This is a genomic window from Neptuniibacter marinus (assembly GCF_001597725.1).
GTDB lineage: Bacteria > Pseudomonadota > Gammaproteobacteria > Pseudomonadales > Balneatricaceae > Neptuniibacter > Neptuniibacter marinus.
Window position 1 is genome coordinate 1 of sequence record NZ_LUTR01000037.1, and the last position, 16,850, is coordinate 16,850.

Here is a 16,850-nt window from a genome sequence, read left to right on the forward strand (position 1 = left end):
GACACTTCCCAAACAACGTCAACAGGCAAAACTAAAAAACTGTGAAATAAAGGCAAAAAAGTGAGATTAAGCGGAAATCGGGGCGAAATTGATTGCTGAATAGTCAATTTGACATTAGCGCCTTACCTAAGAACAGAGAAAAACATGCAAACATGTCATAAGGCGGGGCTATTATATAGACGCCATTAAGGTAAACGACTCAAAAACGCTTTAATGGGCAAAGTGCTGTATATCAACCAATTGTATTTCTGAGCCAGGAATAGGATCTGAGAAAAAATGCTGGGCCACACGCGCAAAACGGGTAGGCCCGTCGGTTACTAAGAATTGAACATCTCCTTTAACCATCCGTGTATTTGACAAACCATCTATTTGCAACCGATTAGCGACCTCCTGGGCCGTTACCTCTGCCGAATCAACTAAGCTGACCGCGTCACCCATCACCTCCCCAATTACTTCCTTTAATGCCGGGAAATGCGTACAGCCTAATACTAGCGTATCGATCATTGCATGATCAGCATGTCTGAACGGTTCAAGACAAGCTTCAGCTATTTGCTTAACGAGATCACCTTTATGCCAACCTTCTTCAGCAAGCGCAACAAATAATGAACAGGGGTGAGCAACAACAGAAGCACTAGGCAACCGCTCTAATATTGCATTTTGGTATGCCTGATTATTAACGGTACCTTCTGTAGCAATCACACCTATATGCTGACTTTGGGTGGCATCACAGCTAGCGTCGGCACCTGGACCAATAACACCAATCACAGGAATATCTGGATATAAATATTGAAGCGGCTCAATAGCCACCGCGGATGCCGTGTTACAAGCGATAACTAGCATCTTTATTTTACGTTCCATTAAGGCTTTGGCTGCTTGTTCTGCATAGCGGGTTACAGATAATGCACTTTTCGTCCCATAAGGAACACGGGCTGTATCGCCTAAATAGATGAGATTCTCATTAGGTAAACGCTGACGAATAGCATTAAGCACCGTTAATCCGCCCACACCCGAATCAAAAACACCTATAGGTAAATGGGCATTATGCGCCAAGCTCATCGTTTGGCTTTTTTCTTCTTGTTCATTTTTTTCAACTGCTTAACGTGATCTCTGAAACGTTCTTTCTTCGCAAGCTGTCGTGAACTCAATGGGTTCACCTTACCCTCAAATGGATTATCACTCGATTTAAACTCAAATCGAATAGGTGTGCCTTTAATCGCCAACACTTTAATAAACTTATTTTCTAAATAACGTTTATAAGAGCCAGGAAGTGATTTCGTCTGATTACCATGAATAACAATAATTGGAGGGTTTGAACCGCCCTGATGAGCATAACGTAGCTTAATACGCCGATTATTAATGGCCGGAGGCTGATGATCCGCAACTATATCTTCTAAAAGACGCGTCAACTTACTGGTCGACCACTTAGCCATTGCACAATCATAAGCCTCTTCAACAGAGTCATACATATTACCAACGCCACTACCATGAAGCGCTGAGATAAAGTGCATACGAGCAAACTCAGCAAACTCTAATTTTCGCTCAATCTGTTCTTTAACCTCTTCCTTTTCATCAGCACTCATACCATCCCATTTATTCAACGCGATAACCAATGAGCGTCCAGTATCAATAACAAAACTAAGCATATGCATATCTTGCTCAGTGATACCATCTCGAGCATCAATCACCATAACAACTACATGGGCATCTTTAACCGCTTGAAGTGTTTTAACTATTGAGAATTTTTCTACCGCTTCACGAATATTCTTACGACGTCGTATACCTGCCGTATCAATTAGCGTGTAGTTTCGACCATCTCTCTCATAAGGTATATAGACGCTATCGCGTGTAGTCCCCGCTTTATCAAAAACGACAACACGCTCCTCTCCTAACAAGCGATTAACTAAGGTTGATTTACCAACATTCGGTCGACCAACAACAGCAATCTTAATTCCTTTTTGTACTTGAGCCATCATCTCCAATGACTCTTCACTCAATTCAGGAAGTTCTTCCAGTACATATTCAATCAATGAGGTAACGCCACGACCGTGCGCAGCCGCAATCGCTAATGGATGACCTAAACCTATAGAAAAGAAGTCACCAATAACAACATCTGGATTTAAACCATCTGTTTTATTAACAACCAAATGACAAGGTTTATCTATTTTTCGTAAATAATTGGCGATAACTTCATCCGCAGGATTCAGACCGGCACGACCATCCACCAAAAACAAGACTATATCCGCTTCATCAATGGCTTGAAGAGACTGCTTAGCCATCTCATAATCTATACCTTGCTCATCACCTGTGATACCACCTGTATCGATCACGATGTAGTCTTGATCTTCGCCTAGCTGGCCTTCACCATATTTTCGATCACGCGTCAGCCCTGGCAAATCAGCCACTAACGCATCTCTTGATTTAGTTAGACGATTAAATAATGTAGATTTGCCGACATTCGGTCGACCAACAAGAGCAATTACCGGAAGCATGAACCCTACTCCTGCACTATGCAGGTAAAAACAAAACGACGGCTAATTGCAAAGCAAATAGCCGTCAGAATCGAACAATTTAAATTACTGTACGCTCAACGCAGCCAAGCGGCCGCTGTTTGTCAGCACATACAGAACATCATCTTTGACAATCATATCGCCATAAACACCAGAAGAGTCTACTTTATGTCTTGCCACAAAATGCCCATCAGTCTGAGACATAAAATGTAGATAGCCTTCAAAATCAGCCACTACAACTTCATTACCTATAGTTGCCGGCGCAGTAATACCTCTGTTAGCCAGCTCAGCTTGACGCCAAACACTCGCACTACTTGCACGATCGAAGGCCTGAACAGCATCATCAGCCTCACTGACGTAGACATTACCAAAACCTGCCGCCAATGAATGATAGCTCGATACATCTTGAGCCCAAACAACCTGAGCACGGAATGGATTAATCGCAACCAAACGTCCTTGATAACTAGATACGTAAAGCATACGGTCAACTAACAATGGACGTCCATCAATATCTACCATACGCTCTAATTCTGAGCGGCCCTGCGGTAAAGCCACTCGGCTTTCCCAGATTGCTACACCTTTAGCATTATCGATAGCAACCAGCTTACCGCTAGCAAAACCAGCAAAAGTAACATCACTCGCAACAATAGGAGAGCTTGTACCACGCAAGGTTAAACGAGGAATTTGACTGTCATACAACCAGCGCTGCTCACCCGTTGAAATATCAAATGCAATGACCTTGCCATTAATTAGCTGAAACACGGCTAACTCTTCATTAAACTGAGCCGCTGCACTCACTTCAGAGTTGACATTAGCACGCCATAATTCAGCGCCACCATCACCCGAAAGAACAACAACTTCACCTTCATCATTAGCAACAGCGACTCGACCAAAACCGGCACCGACACCGCCAATCACTGTCGTTTCTAATTCAACTTCCCAAACCTTATTACCCGTTTCCAGATCAAACGCAAAAACAGATCCATCTTTGTCGGCTGCATATATATGCTCTCCATCAATCACAGGCCTGACTTGATGATACTTCTCACCTAACCCTGAACCTACGGAAGCGGACCACAATACAGATACTTTCTTTTCAGCATCAAAGGATACTAAGGGATTAGCTTCAACCTCTTCGCCATCATCACCCCAAAAGCCACAACCAGCGATAAGAATAGATGCGATACTAACTGCAGCTAGACGACATAGACTTTTCATTTAACTCTCCTGTGCAGCGAGATCATTCAACTTCATTTCTAACAAAGGACGACTGCCTACAGCGGAAGCATTCAATGCAGATTCATACGCTGCTTTAGCTTTAGCTCTATCACCTTTAGAGAGATAAAGATCACCTTTCAACTCATTCAAACTGACATCATAACCCGCAGTTGGAATGCTATCGATTATGCTAATTGCTTTGCTAGCATCACCTTGGTCAGCAATCACACGTGCTTTCCGCATACTAGCTAGAACATACATGGATTCTGTTGGCTGATGGGTTAAAACCCAATCAAGCTCTTCGACTGCCTTATCTAACTGACTTTGCTCAACAGCAACACGAGCCATGATAAGCGCAGCATAATTAGCATATGCAGTGCTTTCGTATTCTGACTTAAGCTGACCACTAAGATGACTAGCTGTTGCTAGCTTTGCTTCATCCTGCTGAGGCCCTATTGCACCGACAACAGAGTCTAAAAGATTCTGATAGAGAATAGATGCGTTTTCAGCCTTAACAGCTTCTTGCTGCTGCCAACCTTTCCAGCCAAGAACAGCCGCTAATGCTACTACAATCCCTAGAATCAAGGATTTCCCATTCTCATCCCACCACGACTTTAGCGCCTGGATTTGTTCTTCTTCGGTGCGTAGCTCTGCCACCTTAAACTCCTGTGCCTATGTTCAAATTCAATAAATTTAGATTATGCGCTATGGCATTTAGTAATCGTTTCTAGTATTTGAGATTCAGTTAGATCAAACACTGGTTCTTCTTGGTGCCAGATTGTACCGCAAAGCTGCTGATTATCAGACTCTTTTACCAACAGAACAATAGGCGCACCTGATTGTTGTGCTTTCTGTTTAATATTTTTCAATCCACCACAATGGACCCGAACCCTTAAATCTGGACACTGATCACGTAAACGATCAGCTAAAAGTACAACCTGAGACTGCAACCCTTTTTCTTCTGCTGCCACATAAAGATCAAACGGCAAACGCACCTTTTCAGGTATGAGTTCCAATGTTTCAAGTAATAAAATTAGACGCTCAACACCCATGGCAAAACCAACAGCGGGCGTTGGTCGACCACCCAATTGCTTCACTAGGCCATCATAACGACCGCCAGCACACACTGTACCTTGAGCACCTAATTTGTCAGTTACCCACTCAAATACAGTTTTGCAATAATAATCCAGCCCACGCACTAAACGAGGGTTAATCTCATACACAATACCTGCTGCATCTAATATCGACGTCAATTCCAGAAAATGCTCTCGCGACTCAGCATCTAAATAATCGCTTAATACTGGCGCATCATTCAAAAGCATCTGGGTCTGAGGCGCCTTGCTATCAAGAATCCGCAATGGATTAGAATCTAAGCGACGAAGGCTATCTTCATCTAACTGTTCTTTATGCGTACTAAGAAATGCAACCAATGCTTCTTTATATTCAGCACGTGCTTCATTACTCCCCAATGAATTCAACTGAAGGGAAACGGAGTCTAATAAACCTAACTCTTTCCATAAGCGCGCGCTTAATAAAATCACTTCGGCATCAATATCTGCATTAGGCATACCGAACGTTTCAACACCAATCTGATGAAACTGCCTATATCGACCTTTCTGAGGCCTTTCATAGCGAAACATTGGGCCTTGATACCAAAAACGTTGCATCTGATTAAACAGCAGACCATGCTCTTCTGCCGCACGCACACAACTGGCCGTTCCTTCTGGCCGAAGCGTTAAACTTTCTCCATTTCGATCTTCAAAGGTATACATCTCTTTTTCAACAATATCAGTCACCTCACCTATGGAGCGCTTAAACAAGTTCGTTTGCTCAACAATAGGCATACGAACTTCACTATAAGCATAAGCGGAAAGGACATTTTTAACGGTGCTTTCAAGATACTGCCACACTGGCGACTGATCAGGCAGGATATCGTTCATCCCGCGAATGGCTTTAATTTTGGCCAAAACAACAACTCACACAACTATAATTTATTCGGAAATAGGAAGATTCACACGAACTACATTTTTATTACTATAGGGCGTCAAATCAAACGACTTACCATTGTAGGTGAAGTTACCTACTGCATCGGCTGCACCAATAAGAACGTTCAATGGAGGCTTACCGGTCACACTAACACTCTGACCTTTGCCTCTTAAGTTATTAAATAACTTTTTACCGTCACCATCCTGTATAGATACCCAGCACTCCGCTACAAAATCAGCAGAGACTGTAATTTCAGCATTGCTATCAGCGCTTTGATTAGAGTTTTCGACACTCACCTCAGTAGAGGCTCTATTTTCATCTATCGCTTGCTGCAGCTTCTCTTGTTCCTCTGCAGAAAGCTCTGGCTGAGTTTCCTCATCCTGTGCAGCACTAGGTTTGTTATCTACGCTTTCATCTAGAGGGCTATCATCTAACATAGGTAACGCCAATGCAGCCGTACCATCTTCCAGCACAGTGACATCACCCGCCTGCGAAGAGGGATCCGTTATTTCTGTCGTTTCGCTTTCTGTAGATGATGCTAAGTCTAATGAACCACCATATTGGGTCTGCCACCACCAAAAGGAGACACCTAAGATCGCCAACACAAAAACCCATGTAAAGAGCTTCATCAAAGGATCGCCCATTTTAACCTGCTGGCGAACACGACTAACAGGGCGAATAGCCCCTTTACTCGAACCTTCACCATGAATTGCGACAAACTCCGCAACCCGTACATCTATATCCTCCATGCCAAGCATTTTGAGATACGCACGGATATAACCTTTAGCAAATACCATGCTTGGCAAGCCTTTCAAACTCCCAGCCTCAATGCAGCTAAGGTACTCGGCTGGCAAGTTCAAATCTGCAGCCGCTTGTTCTATAGAAATAGAACGAGATTCACGAGCAGATGTCAGGCGCGCCCCCCACTCTTCTGCCAGTAATTCAGGTTGACACTCTTGTTCTTCACTGTTCAACGCGCAGACTCCTCATACTGACGATACTCTTCTGAATTCGGATAAAGGTTTTTAAGGATTAAAGCAAAAGTCGCCGCACGGGTTGCCTCTCTATTATGACGAGCCAAACGAATACCCACCCAAAGACTTTTCGCATAATGATCAACACGTCGATTCTCTACCAAAGCAAGAAATCGATCAAAGTAATTTTCAGCTTCTAAGTAATTACCTTCAAGCAGATACAGTTCTGATAACTCAACTAAGGATACCGGCCGATTTGCTGTGACTTGAAGAGCACGCTTAAATGCGTGAATAGAAGCTTCTTTACGATCTAATAGACGATAACAACGCCCTAAATTCTCAAACGCTTGAGATCGTAATTTATAGAAAGGATCTTCAGTCGCTCTCGCTAATTCGTCACAAGCTTCAGCGTAACGCTCATTGGAAAAGAGAAAAGCACCAAAATTATTATGAACCATGGCCGAATCTGGCGCGACAGCAATGGCTTTGCGGAAATATGTCTCGGCCAGCTCACTATCACCTTCTAACTGAAAGGTCAGAGCTAATCCATTATATGCTTCAGCGTAACCACTATTAAGCTCTATAGCACGTTGAAATGATTGTTTTGCAGTTACCGTATCGCCATTTTGAAGGTACTGAAATCCCAATCGAGAATAAGCTTCATGAGCAACCGCATTATTACTCTCTGGCTGGGAACCTTTTGTCGTACAACCTACGACGACTAGCACCATAAATAGAGCGAGTACCAGTTTGATTCCTCTCACGCTTTTCTTCCCTCTTATTGTTAGCGATGACGTTTACTCACGCCCTTCTTGAACTACAGGTATATATTTTTGGCTACGCCGTGTTCTATCTGCAACTTGACCAACCAATTGACCACAAGCAGCATCGATTTCATCACCACGTGTACGCCTTACCGTTGTAACAATGCCACCATGAACGATTATCTCTTTAAATGCCAGAATTCTTTCTTCTGTTGGGCGTTCATAGCCTGAATTTGGGAATGGGTTGAACGGTATAATATTTAACTTCGATGGCATACGGCGCAAAACTTTCAACAACTGCTTAGCGTGCTCCGGTTTATCGTTCACCCCATTAATCAATGTATATTCAACAGTGATAACCCTTTTATCACTAAGCTTACCCAAATAACGATTACATGCATCAACCAGATCATTAATAGGATAACGCTTATTAATAGGCACGAGAATATCACGTAAATCATCATTCGGCGCATGTATAGAAACAGCTAAAGAGACATCAGTCACTTCAGCCAGTTTATCAATTGCGGGAACAACGCCTGCAGTTGACAAAGTAACACGCCTTTTCGATAAGCAGTAAGCATTATCCTCCATCATCAACGTCATAGCATCAACTACGTTGTCAAAGTTCATCAGAGGTTCACCCATACCCATCATAACCACGTTAGACACGACACGCTGAGATGTAGTGTTGTAATCGCCGTATGACCGAATAGCTATACGCAGTTGCCCAATAATTTCTGCAGCGGTGAGGTTACTATTAAACCCCTGTTTACCCGTCGAACAGAAACTACAATCTAAGGAGCAACCAACCTGAGATGATACACAAAGTGTTTTTCGCTCACCATCGGGTATTAATACTGCCTCGACACTAGAGCCACTTTCTGTACGGATAATCCATTTCTTAGTGCCATCTTTCGAGACTTTTTCTAACAAAACTTCAGGCTCTCGAATTTCCGCTACTTCTTCAAGCTTAATGCGTAAAGCCTTACTAATATTAGTCATCTCTTCAAAGCTAGACACTCCAAGCTGATGAATCCATTTAATCACTTGAGTTGCACGGAATTTTTTTTCGCCTATCTCTTCAAAAAAAGCTTCCAGCTTTGCAGGTGACATGCCCAGTAAATTAACTTTTTTGGTGGATTCAGTCATAGATGACAGTGCTCATAATTGGGGGTAGATCAATAGACCACTCATAACTAAAGTCATAAGCGGTCTGGACGGTAATTACTTACCGAAGAAGTAAGCGATTTCGCGCTCAGCAGACGCTGGTGAATCAGAACCATGTACCGCATTTGCATCAATAGATTGTGCAAAATCACGACGAATAGTACCTTCAGCAGCTTCTTGAGGGTTAGTAGCACCCATAAGCTCACGATTTAATGCAATTGCATTTTCGCCTTCAAGAACCTGAACAACAACAGGACCTGAAGTCATAAATTCAACAAGATCACCAAAGAAAGGACGCTCTTTATGCTCTGCATAAAAACCTTCAGCTTCTTCTTTAGAAAGCTGCTTTAGTTGCATTTCAACAATTTTAAGACCGTTAGACTCGAAACGAGAAACGATTTTGCCAATAACATTCTTAGCAACTGCATCCGGCTTAATAATTGAAAACGTACGTTCAAGTGCCATGTTTAAAGCTCCAAAATAAAATAAAACAAAAAGAATTATCTGAAAACCCTTACAGTTCTGTTACACCGTATAGTTAACCGATATAAAACAATCGACAAACTGCAATAAGGCTTTCGGATGACCCCTACAAAAATCCAGCGCGCAATTATACGCTAGAGCGGCGCCAGAAAACAGCCATTAAAAAACAAGAAAACCCGGCATAACCGGGTTTTCATCATAAGCTGGAAATTAATCCATCTCTTCTATCCAGGCCATTTGAATCCCTTCTAGAATTTTCTCTCCACAACGATCAGGATCATCATCAAATTCTTCAAGATCCATTACCTTCTGATAAAGGTCAGGAAAGCCAATTGCCATAGGGTCTTGCTCAGGATATTTCTCTGATAATTCAATCGCGATATCTAATACATCTACCCACTTAAGACTCATATCAATCCCTTTAGTGACGTTCAGAAACCTGATTAATTGTATACTTAGGAATTTCGACCACTAAGTCTTCATCAGCTACAACCGCTTGGCAACTTAAACGAGACTCAGGCTCTAACCCCCAAGCTTTATCTAACATGTCATCCTCAAGCTCATCAGATTCCTCTAAGGAATCAAACCCCTCACGCACAATCACGTGACAAGTTGTACAAGCACAAGATTTTTCACAAGCGTGCTCAATCTCAATTCCATGAGCAAGCGCAGCATCACAGACCGTAACCCCTGGTTCAGCGTCAATCACCTTACCTTCAGGACATAATTCATCGTGTGGCAGAAAGATAATCTGCGGCATCACTCACTCTCCCCAAGTTCATCAATACTGTGTCCTTGCAACGCTTTTTGGATGCTATGATCCATACGACGCGAGGCATATTCATCCGAAGCTTTTGACAAGGCAGCAACACCTCGCTCAATAGCCACCAGATCACTACCATTTCGTAGCTCAATTAACTTTTCAATTTCACTTTCTAGCAACTTGTATTCATCAGGATTTAACAATTGCTTGCCATCTGCAATTAACGCATCCTGAAGAGAAACAATTAATCGATCTGCATCCACCTGCTGTTCACGCAATGCACGCATATCTTTATCTTCAGCTGCATTTAAATAAGACGATTTTAACATCTCAGCAATTTCAACATCACCTAAACCATAAGAAGGCTTAACCTGAATACTACTCTCAACACCTGAGGTAAGCTCTTTAGCATGCACACCCAACAAACCATCAGCATCCACTTGATAAGTAACCCGAATCTTAGCAGCACCTGCTGCCATCGGCGGTATACCGCGCAAAACAAACCGCGCTAAAGAACGACAATCCGATACCAACTCACGCTCACCCTGAACAACATGAATCGCCATCGCCGTCTGGCCATCTTGATACGTGGTAAACTCTTGAGCGCGCGCAACAGGAATAGATGTATTCCTATGTATAATCTTTTCCGTTAACCCCCCCATAGTCTCAATACCCAGAGAGAGAGGAATAACATCCAGCAACAACATACCACTATCAGGCTTATTACCTGCCAACACATCTGCTTGAATAGACGCACCAACCGCAACAACGCAGTCTGGATCTATTTTTATATGAGGTTCACGTGCAAAAAACTGCTTTACCTCTTCCCGCACCAATGGCACACGAGTTGAGCCGCCCACCATCACAACCTCAAGCACATCTTCAGCTTCAACCGATGCATCTTTCAACGCCCTACGGCAGGCACGGATAGTACGCTTAACCAGAGGCGAGACCAATTCATCAAACTTTGCTCTCGTCACGGTAATGGACTGCTTACGCCCTTTTATTTCAAGATCAATGGTCGCTTCGTCAGCACCACTTAACACTTCTTTCGCTTGTTTTGATTTTTCCATCAAATAGCGAGATACCGAGTTACCATCAATATCTATATCTAACTGTTGCGCTATCCAGTCAGCCAAAGCCAAATCAAGATCATCTCCACCCAGCGCACTATCACCCCCGGTCGACAGCACCTCAAACACGCCCTTATTTAGACGAAGTATAGATATATCAAAGGTACCACCACCAAGGTCATAAACGGCAATAACGCCTTCCTTACCTTGATCTAAACCATAAGCAACAGCCGCAGCCGTAGGCTCATTTAACAAGCGAAGTACTTTAATATTCGCTAAGGTAGCCGCATCTTTAGTCGCCTGCCTCTGTGCATCATCAAAATAGGCAGGCACCGTAATCACAGCACCGGTCAATTCACCGCCTAGCGCCTCTTCTGCACGCGAAACCAACGCTTTCAATATATCAGCAGAAACCTGAACAGGACTTTTATTTCCAGCCGCTGTTTTAATGTAAGGCATACCGCCATCATTAACGTCAAACTGGTAAGGCGCTTCATCTCCAAGCGTTTTAAGATCACTAACCCCACGCCCCATCAATCGCTTAACGGAGATGATCGTATTATCAGGATCCGAAGCGGCATAAGTCCGTGCCTCAGCACCAACTAAATGATTTCCGCAGGGCATGTATCGTACAACTGAAGGCAATAAATGCTGACCTTCAATATCGGGGATAGTAACAGCTTCGCCACTCTTAACTGATGCGACAAGAGAATTAGTTGTCCCTAAATCGATACCCACTGCTAGTTTATGTTGATGCGGAGCCTCACTCTGCCCCGGTTCTGCTATCTGTAATAGCGCCATAGTATTGCGTTAACCATCCAGCCTGTCTTCAAGACGTTCTATCTCAACAACAAGCTTTTCTAAAAATTGCATTTTACGCACAGTTTCAGTAGCAGCAGTTAATGCCCCTTCCTGATAATCCTGTGCAAACTGCTCGCGTAAAGCCTTTAACATACCCTCAACTTCAGCCAGCAAATCTTCTAGCTCTGCATAAGGATCGTCCTGATCGGGAATCTCCTCAAGTCGCTCTCTCAACTCCATCTGCTGCATCAAAAACATCGGCGCAATAGGTGTAGAAGATTCACTTTCCGTATCAATCCCCTGCAACAACAAAAGATATTGCGCTCGCAACAACGGCGATCGCAACGTTGCCACTCCCTCATTAAGAAAGGACATATATTGCACAGACATACGCTGTTCACGGTCAGATAGATGAGCGTAACGGTCAGGATGAAGTTTTTTTTGTAATTCGCGAGAACGATCAGCCAATTCTGACTGATCTATGTCGAAAGAGACCGGCAGACCGATAAACTCAAAGAAATTTTTACTAATATCCATCATTCTGCCGACAAAGGAGTTTAGACGTTGAAGCTTTCACCGCAACCACATTCGCTAGAAACATTAGGATTATTGAATTTAAAACCTTCATTTAATCCCTCCTTAACGAAATCTAATTCAGTGCCATCCAAGTACAACAAGCTTTTCGGATCAATAACAATTCGAACATCTTGCGGACCATCAAACACTTCATCTTCATCCTGAACTTCATCTACAAATTCAAGGACATAAGCCATACCAGAACAGCCAGAGGTACGCACACCTAAACGAACACCCGCACCTTGGCCACGCTTCTCAATATAACGCGCAACATGTTCTGCTGCTGCATCAGTCATGGTAATTGCCATAAACGTCTACTTCTCCCGAACAAATAACTAAACAGTTACTTGCTCTTTTTTTCTTTATAGTCAGCCACTGCTGCTTTAATAGCATCTTCAGCTAAAACAGAGCAGTGAATCTTCACTGGTGGCAAAGCCAACTCTTCAGCAATAGCAGTGTTTTTCAATTCTGACGCTTCTTCTAGGGACATCCCTTTGACCCATTCAGTGATCAAAGAACTAGAAGCGATAGCAGAACCGCAACCATAAGTTTTAAATTTAGCATCTTCGATAATACCATCATCGCTTACTTTAATTTGTAAGCGCATAACATCGCCACAAGCAGGTGCTCCAACCATACCTGTACCAACGCTTGTATCTTTATCATTCATTTTGCCAACATTACGAGGATTCTCGTAATGATCAATAACTTTCTCACTATAAGCCATGACGACCTCCAAAAAACTTTCAGTGTTGAATTAGTGATGAACCCATTCAACTTTGCTCAAATCAACACCGTCTTGAAACATATCCCACAACGGTGAAAGCTCACGTAATTTGCTCACTGCTTCTTCAATCTGTGCCGCTGCATAGTCCACTTCCTCTTCTGTCGTAAAACGACCGAATGAGAAACGAATAGAACTGTGCGCCAACTCATCGTTTAAACCTAAGGCACGAAGCACATAGGAAGGCTCTAAACTTGCAGATGTACAAGCAGAACCAGACGAAACAGCTAGATCTTTTAATGACATCAGTAATGATTCACCCTCAACAAAAGCAAAGCTAATGTTAAGGTTACCTGGAACGCGCTGCTCTTTAGAGCCATTCAGGTAAACCTCTTCCATACCGTCAATACCGGCTAGAAAGCGGTCACGTAGTGCAATAATTGCTTTAGTATCTGCCGCTAGCTCTTCTTTACAGATACGAGCAGCTTCACCCATACCAACAATCTGATGGGTAGGCAATGTGCCTGAACGCATACCACGCTCATGACCACCACCATGAATCTGTGCCTCTAAACGAACACGCGGTTTACGACGTACAAATAGAGCGCCGATCCCTTTTGGCCCATACATTTTATGCGCAGAGAACGACATCAAATCAACTTTTGCTTTAGCTAAATCAATCTCAACTTTCCCCGCACTCTGAGCGGCATCTACATGAAAGATAATGCCCTTAGTACGTGTTAGCTCGCCAATAGCTTCTATATCGGTAATAGTGCCTATTTCGTTATTTACATGCATCAGCGACACAAGAATGGTATCTTCACGAATAGCATTGGCAACCGCTTGCGGTTCAATTAAACCATCAGAATTAGGCGTTAAGTAAGTTACTTCAAACCCTTCACGCTCAAGCTGACGACATGGATCTAACACAGCTTTATGTTCAATTTTCGAGGTAATAATGTGCTTACCTTTCTTTTGATAAAAGTGTGCAGCCCCTTTTATAGCTAAGTTATCAGATTCTGTAGCACCCGAAGTCCACACAATTTCACGCGGATCAGCATTAATCAGATCAGCAACTTGACGACGTGCAATCTCAACAGCTTCTTCTGCTTTCCAACCAAAAAGGTGTGAGCGAGAAGCTGGATTTCCAAAGTTACCATCTACGGTTAAACACTCGATCATTTTATCAGCAACGCGCTGATCTACGGGTGTTGTAGCTGAATAGTCCAGATAAATCGGTGTTTTCATTTATTCTCTCCGAGCCTACTTATACAGACGCTTTATCTGAAAGCGCCAGAGTATCTGATCCCGTCATAATCTGATCTAAATTGACCCTATTCTGACGTTCTGAAATATTTTGCACATCTTTTCTAGCCACTAAATCGGCCAAAGATATACTTCTTAAAAAACCATGAATTTGGTCACTCAAATCGCACCACAAATGATGGGTAAGACAAATCTCGCCATTCTGACAATCGCCATGACGCTGGCAGCCTGTGGCATCAACCGATTCATTTACTGCGTCGATAACTTCAGCAACATTAATAATCGATTGTTCACGATTAAGCTGATAGCCGCCACCCGGACCTCGTACACTACGCACTAATTCATTTCTACGCAGTTTTGCAAATAACTGCTCTAGATATGACAAAGAGATTCCCTGCCTTTCTGATATATCAGCCAAGCTAATAGGCCCTTTACCTTCATGAAGAGCCAAATCAAGCATTGCTGTCACAGCATAGCGCCCTTTAGTCGTCAGTCGCATATTCTTTACCCCGATGCGAGTTAGCATTTGAGTATATTATGCAATACCCGACTAAAAAGGTCAATTAAATAACCAACCTCTTTGGTAGGGCTTTACCTACTTTGTGCGCAAATTCTAACACGAATAGAGAACAACCCCACGCCACAAATTAAAGATTACTTTTTTACGTGCTTCTGAGTCGCCGTTAAAATACCACGCAACACATTTACCTCGACCTTATCCATCAAAGAGCGAAGATAGAGCCTACGAAGCCTAGGCATTAATTGACGCGGACGTTCCGGATCTAAAAATTCTATATCAATCAACGTCTGCTCCATATGCTCAAACAGCCTTTCTAAATCAGCACTTTCTGCCAAATCCATATCCCACTCCGTACCCCATTGAGGTTTATGCGCTTCATTTTGCTCAGCGTATAAAGAAGCCATACGTAACTCATAAGTGATAACTTGAACTGCAGCCGCAAGATTTAAGGAGCTAAACGCCTCATTAGATGGGATATGCACATGATGATGACATAAGTGTAACTCCTCATTAGTCAAGCCTCGATCCTCTCTACCAAAAACAATCGCGACTTTTTTATCTGTCATTATAGGAGAGACGATGGATGCCAATTCACGAGGATCAACAACAGGCCAAGGAATATGACGCCCTCGCGCACTTGTCCCAACCACCAACTGACAATCAGCAATCGCATCTTCTAAGGTTTCATGAATAACAGCACGCTCTAAAAGATCAGTAGCGCCCGAAGCGCGAGCATCAGCATTAGGATGAGGAAATTTTTTAGGGGCAACAAGATGCAGCTCTTCAAACTTCATATTTTTCATTGCACGTGCCACCCCACCAATATTTCCAGGATGGGTCGTATTAACAAGCACGATACGAACATTAACTGACATCAAATTAACCTTAAAAGTAGGAAATACTCTATTTTAACAGACCTAGCGACATCAATTCAGCTATTAAGCACATCTAATCGACGACTTAATACAAGCTTTTATTCACGACACCCTCATCCTCAGGTATAATACTCGCTTCAATTTTGTACAGTCTTTAGGTCCCCATCAGATGCAACCTATGGTTAACATTGCACTGCGCGCTGCTCGCGTCGCAGGAGAACAGATTACCCGCGCCGTCGAACGCTTAGATCTTGTAAAATCAGAACAAGCGGATGCAGCAAAATTAATCAGCGAAACATGTAAAAAAGCTGAATTAAGCATTACTCAGGCGATACACAAAGCCTACCCAAACCACAAAGTGATTGGGGAGTATACAGGGGAGCATCCACCTATTGGCGAAGGCCCAGAATTCACTTGGACAATAAACCCAATTGATAGCCTATCCAATTTTTCCAATGGCTTACCTACTTTTGCGCTTTGCATTGCAGGTCAACAAAACAACCGCATCGAACATGCGCTAATTTTGAACCCAATCACAAATGAAGAGTTCACCGCAAGCCGAGGCCACGGAGCCCAATTAAATGGCAAGAGACTGCGCGTGAGCAACCACAAAGGCATTGAACACGCCTTAATTAGCACAGGCTTCTTTAATCGTAAAAGTGACAAAGACCATTTAGACACTTACTTAAATATCTTTCGTGACATCACCACCACAGGCGGCACGATTTATAACGGCGGCTCCCCAGCACTTAATTTGGCCTATATCGCTGCTGGACGAATCGATGGCTATTATCAAATCGGCCTAAACTACAGTGAAATTGAAGCCGGCCTACTACTTATCCAAGAAGCTGGCGGACTTGTAGGCGATTTCAAAGGTAGTAATAATTTCCGCCAGAACGGCAATCTAATTGCTGGCAACCCGAAAATGTTTAAAGCCTTGATAAAAGCACTTCAACCATCACTGACTGATGATTTGAAATAAGCTTTTTTCAGATATAAAAAAACCGGCTAATGCCCACTGCTGTCCCACAATTTTTTAATCATAAAGGGATCCTCATCTGAGGGTCCCTTTTTTTTCGCTCTGGCGGTGACGGGTTTAGCAACTCTTTCAGAGCTTTTCGTTCAAATAAGCTTAGTTGAAGAATCCGCATTA

The 16,850-nt window shown here is 43.0% G+C and carries 19 protein-coding genes; 1 reads left to right on the top strand and 18 read right to left on the bottom strand.

Annotated elements, in window-relative coordinates:
- Positions 1-210: 210 nt before the first annotated feature.
- From murI to A3774_RS15810, 18 genes are all read right to left on the bottom strand, one after another.
- Entirely contained in the window at positions 211-1,056 is an 846-nt protein-coding gene (gene murI, locus A3774_RS15725) for a glutamate racemase (RefSeq protein WP_067869888.1), read from the bottom strand.
- On the bottom strand, positions 1,053-2,489 hold the full coding sequence (der, locus tag A3774_RS15730) for a ribosome biogenesis GTPase Der (protein ID WP_067869893.1): 1,437 nt from the start codon (positions 2,487-2,489) through the stop codon (positions 1,053-1,055). The genes murI and der overlap by 4 nt, the downstream gene beginning before the upstream one ends.
- An 84-nt stretch (positions 2,490-2,573) precedes the next feature.
- On the bottom strand, positions 2,574-3,725 hold the full coding sequence (gene bamB / locus A3774_RS15735) for an outer membrane protein assembly factor BamB (RefSeq protein WP_067869897.1): 1,152 nt from the start codon (positions 3,723-3,725) through the stop codon (positions 2,574-2,576).
- The gene (locus A3774_RS15740; RefSeq protein WP_067869900.1) at positions 3,726-4,382 is read right to left on the bottom strand and encodes a YfgM family protein; all 657 of its coding nucleotides are present in this window, start codon (positions 4,380-4,382) and stop codon (positions 3,726-3,728) included.
- A 41-nt stretch (positions 4,383-4,423) separates the two neighbouring features.
- Entirely contained in the window at positions 4,424-5,665 is a 1,242-nt protein-coding gene (gene hisS, locus A3774_RS15745; RefSeq protein WP_067869904.1) for a histidine--tRNA ligase, read from the bottom strand.
- A gap of 51 nt (positions 5,666-5,716) precedes the next feature.
- A complete protein-coding gene (locus A3774_RS15750; protein WP_067869907.1) occupies positions 5,717-6,685 on the bottom strand; it encodes a RodZ domain-containing protein in 969 nt (322 codons plus the stop codon).
- Entirely contained in the window at positions 6,682-7,449 is a 768-nt protein-coding gene (gene pilW, locus A3774_RS15755) for a type IV pilus biogenesis/stability protein PilW (RefSeq protein ID WP_231868003.1), read from the bottom strand. The genes A3774_RS15750 and pilW overlap by 4 nt, the downstream gene beginning before the upstream one ends.
- A gap of 33 nt (positions 7,450-7,482) precedes the next feature.
- On the bottom strand, positions 7,483-8,598 hold the full coding sequence (gene rlmN / locus A3774_RS15760) for a 23S rRNA (adenine(2503)-C(2))-methyltransferase RlmN (RefSeq protein WP_067869914.1): 1,116 nt from the start codon (positions 8,596-8,598) through the stop codon (positions 7,483-7,485).
- Positions 8,599-8,673: 75 nt separating this feature from the next.
- The gene (ndk, locus tag A3774_RS15765; protein WP_067869919.1) at positions 8,674-9,081 is read right to left on the bottom strand and encodes a nucleoside-diphosphate kinase; all 408 of its coding nucleotides are present in this window, start codon (positions 9,079-9,081) and stop codon (positions 8,674-8,676) included.
- A 228-nt stretch (positions 9,082-9,309) separates the two neighbouring features.
- Positions 9,310-9,510: a Fe-S cluster assembly protein IscX gene (gene iscX / locus A3774_RS15770; protein ID WP_067869923.1), complete on the bottom strand. Its 201-nt coding sequence runs from the start codon at positions 9,508-9,510 to the stop codon at positions 9,310-9,312.
- Between the two features lie 10 nt (positions 9,511-9,520).
- Positions 9,521-9,859 carry an ISC system 2Fe-2S type ferredoxin gene (gene fdx, locus A3774_RS15775; RefSeq protein ID WP_067869926.1) on the bottom strand — a complete coding sequence of 113 codons (339 nt, stop codon included), beginning with the start codon at positions 9,857-9,859 and terminating at the stop codon, positions 9,521-9,523.
- Complete coding sequence (gene hscA / locus A3774_RS15780) at positions 9,859-11,736, bottom strand: Fe-S protein assembly chaperone HscA (RefSeq protein ID WP_067869929.1); 1,878 nt, start codon at positions 11,734-11,736, stop codon at positions 9,859-9,861. Before hscA ends, fdx begins: the two co-directional genes overlap by 1 nt.
- A gap of 9 nt (positions 11,737-11,745) precedes the next feature.
- Positions 11,746-12,276, bottom strand: coding sequence for a Fe-S protein assembly co-chaperone HscB (hscB, locus tag A3774_RS15785; protein WP_075108002.1), 531 nt, complete (start codon positions 12,274-12,276; stop codon positions 11,746-11,748).
- Positions 12,277-12,293: 17 nt separating this feature from the next.
- Positions 12,294-12,620 (bottom strand): iron-sulfur cluster assembly protein IscA, encoded by a 327-nt coding sequence (gene iscA / locus A3774_RS15790; protein WP_067869935.1) that lies wholly within the window; start codon positions 12,618-12,620, stop codon positions 12,294-12,296.
- A gap of 35 nt (positions 12,621-12,655) precedes the next feature.
- On the bottom strand, positions 12,656-13,039 hold the full coding sequence (gene iscU / locus A3774_RS15795; RefSeq protein ID WP_067869938.1) for a Fe-S cluster assembly scaffold IscU: 384 nt from the start codon (positions 13,037-13,039) through the stop codon (positions 12,656-12,658).
- A gap of 30 nt (positions 13,040-13,069) precedes the next feature.
- Positions 13,070-14,284, bottom strand: a complete 1,215-nt coding sequence (locus A3774_RS15800) for an IscS subfamily cysteine desulfurase (RefSeq protein ID WP_067869941.1) — start codon at positions 14,282-14,284, stop codon at positions 13,070-13,072.
- A gap of 19 nt (positions 14,285-14,303) precedes the next feature.
- A complete protein-coding gene (gene iscR, locus A3774_RS15805; protein ID WP_067869944.1) occupies positions 14,304-14,801 on the bottom strand; it encodes a Fe-S cluster assembly transcriptional regulator IscR in 498 nt (165 codons plus the stop codon).
- 155 nt (positions 14,802-14,956) lie between these two features.
- Positions 14,957-15,697 carry an RNA methyltransferase gene (locus tag A3774_RS15810; RefSeq protein ID WP_067869947.1) on the bottom strand — a complete coding sequence of 247 codons (741 nt, stop codon included), beginning with the start codon at positions 15,695-15,697 and terminating at the stop codon, positions 14,957-14,959.
- Between the two features lie 169 nt (positions 15,698-15,866).
- Here A3774_RS15810 and A3774_RS15815 point away from each other — a divergent pair, with 169 nt between their 5' ends.
- Complete coding sequence (locus A3774_RS15815) at positions 15,867-16,679, top strand: inositol monophosphatase family protein (protein ID WP_067869950.1); 813 nt, start codon at positions 15,867-15,869, stop codon at positions 16,677-16,679.
- Positions 16,680-16,850: the final 171 nt, after the last annotated feature.

Excerpts from the sequence above, each read along its gene's own strand:
- iscA (WP_067869935.1), bottom strand. The coding sequence starts at position 12,620 with ATGGCAATTACCATGACTGATGCAGCAGCAGAACATGTTGCGCGTTAT.
- hscB (WP_075108002.1), bottom strand. The coding sequence starts at position 12,276 with ATGATGGATATTAGTAAAAATTTCTTTGAGTTTATCGGTCTGCCGGTC.
- der (WP_067869893.1), bottom strand. The coding sequence starts at position 2,489 with ATGCTTCCGGTAATTGCTCTTGTTGGTCGACCGAATGTCGGCAAATCT.
- A3774_RS15810 (WP_067869947.1), bottom strand. The coding sequence starts at position 15,697 with ATGTCAGTTAATGTTCGTATCGTGCTTGTTAATACGACCCATCCTGGA.
- hisS (WP_067869904.1), bottom strand. The coding sequence starts at position 5,665 with ATGAACGATATCCTGCCTGATCAGTCGCCAGTGTGGCAGTATCTTGAA.
- iscR (WP_067869944.1), bottom strand. The coding sequence starts at position 14,801 with ATGCGACTGACGACTAAAGGGCGCTATGCTGTGACAGCAATGCTTGAT.
- fdx (WP_067869926.1), bottom strand. The coding sequence starts at position 9,859 with ATGCCGCAGATTATCTTTCTGCCACACGATGAATTATGTCCTGAAGGT.
- ndk (WP_067869919.1), bottom strand. The coding sequence starts at position 9,081 with ATGGCACTTGAACGTACGTTTTCAATTATTAAGCCGGATGCAGTTGCT.
- iscX (WP_067869923.1), bottom strand. The coding sequence starts at position 9,510 with ATGAGTCTTAAGTGGGTAGATGTATTAGATATCGCGATTGAATTATCA.
- hscA (WP_067869929.1), bottom strand. The coding sequence starts at position 11,736 with ATGGCGCTATTACAGATAGCAGAACCGGGGCAGAGTGAGGCTCCGCAT.
- murI (WP_067869888.1), bottom strand. The coding sequence starts at position 1,056 with ATGAGCTTGGCGCATAATGCCCATTTACCTATAGGTGTTTTTGATTCG.
- A3774_RS15815 (WP_067869950.1), top strand. The coding sequence starts at position 15,867 with ATGCAACCTATGGTTAACATTGCACTGCGCGCTGCTCGCGTCGCAGGA.
- rlmN (WP_067869914.1), bottom strand. The coding sequence starts at position 8,598 with ATGACTGAATCCACCAAAAAAGTTAATTTACTGGGCATGTCACCTGCA.
- bamB (WP_067869897.1), bottom strand. The coding sequence starts at position 3,725 with ATGAAAAGTCTATGTCGTCTAGCTGCAGTTAGTATCGCATCTATTCTT.
- A3774_RS15800 (WP_067869941.1), bottom strand. The coding sequence starts at position 14,284 with ATGAAAACACCGATTTATCTGGACTATTCAGCTACAACACCCGTAGAT.
- iscU (WP_067869938.1), bottom strand. The coding sequence starts at position 13,039 with ATGGCTTATAGTGAGAAAGTTATTGATCATTACGAGAATCCTCGTAAT.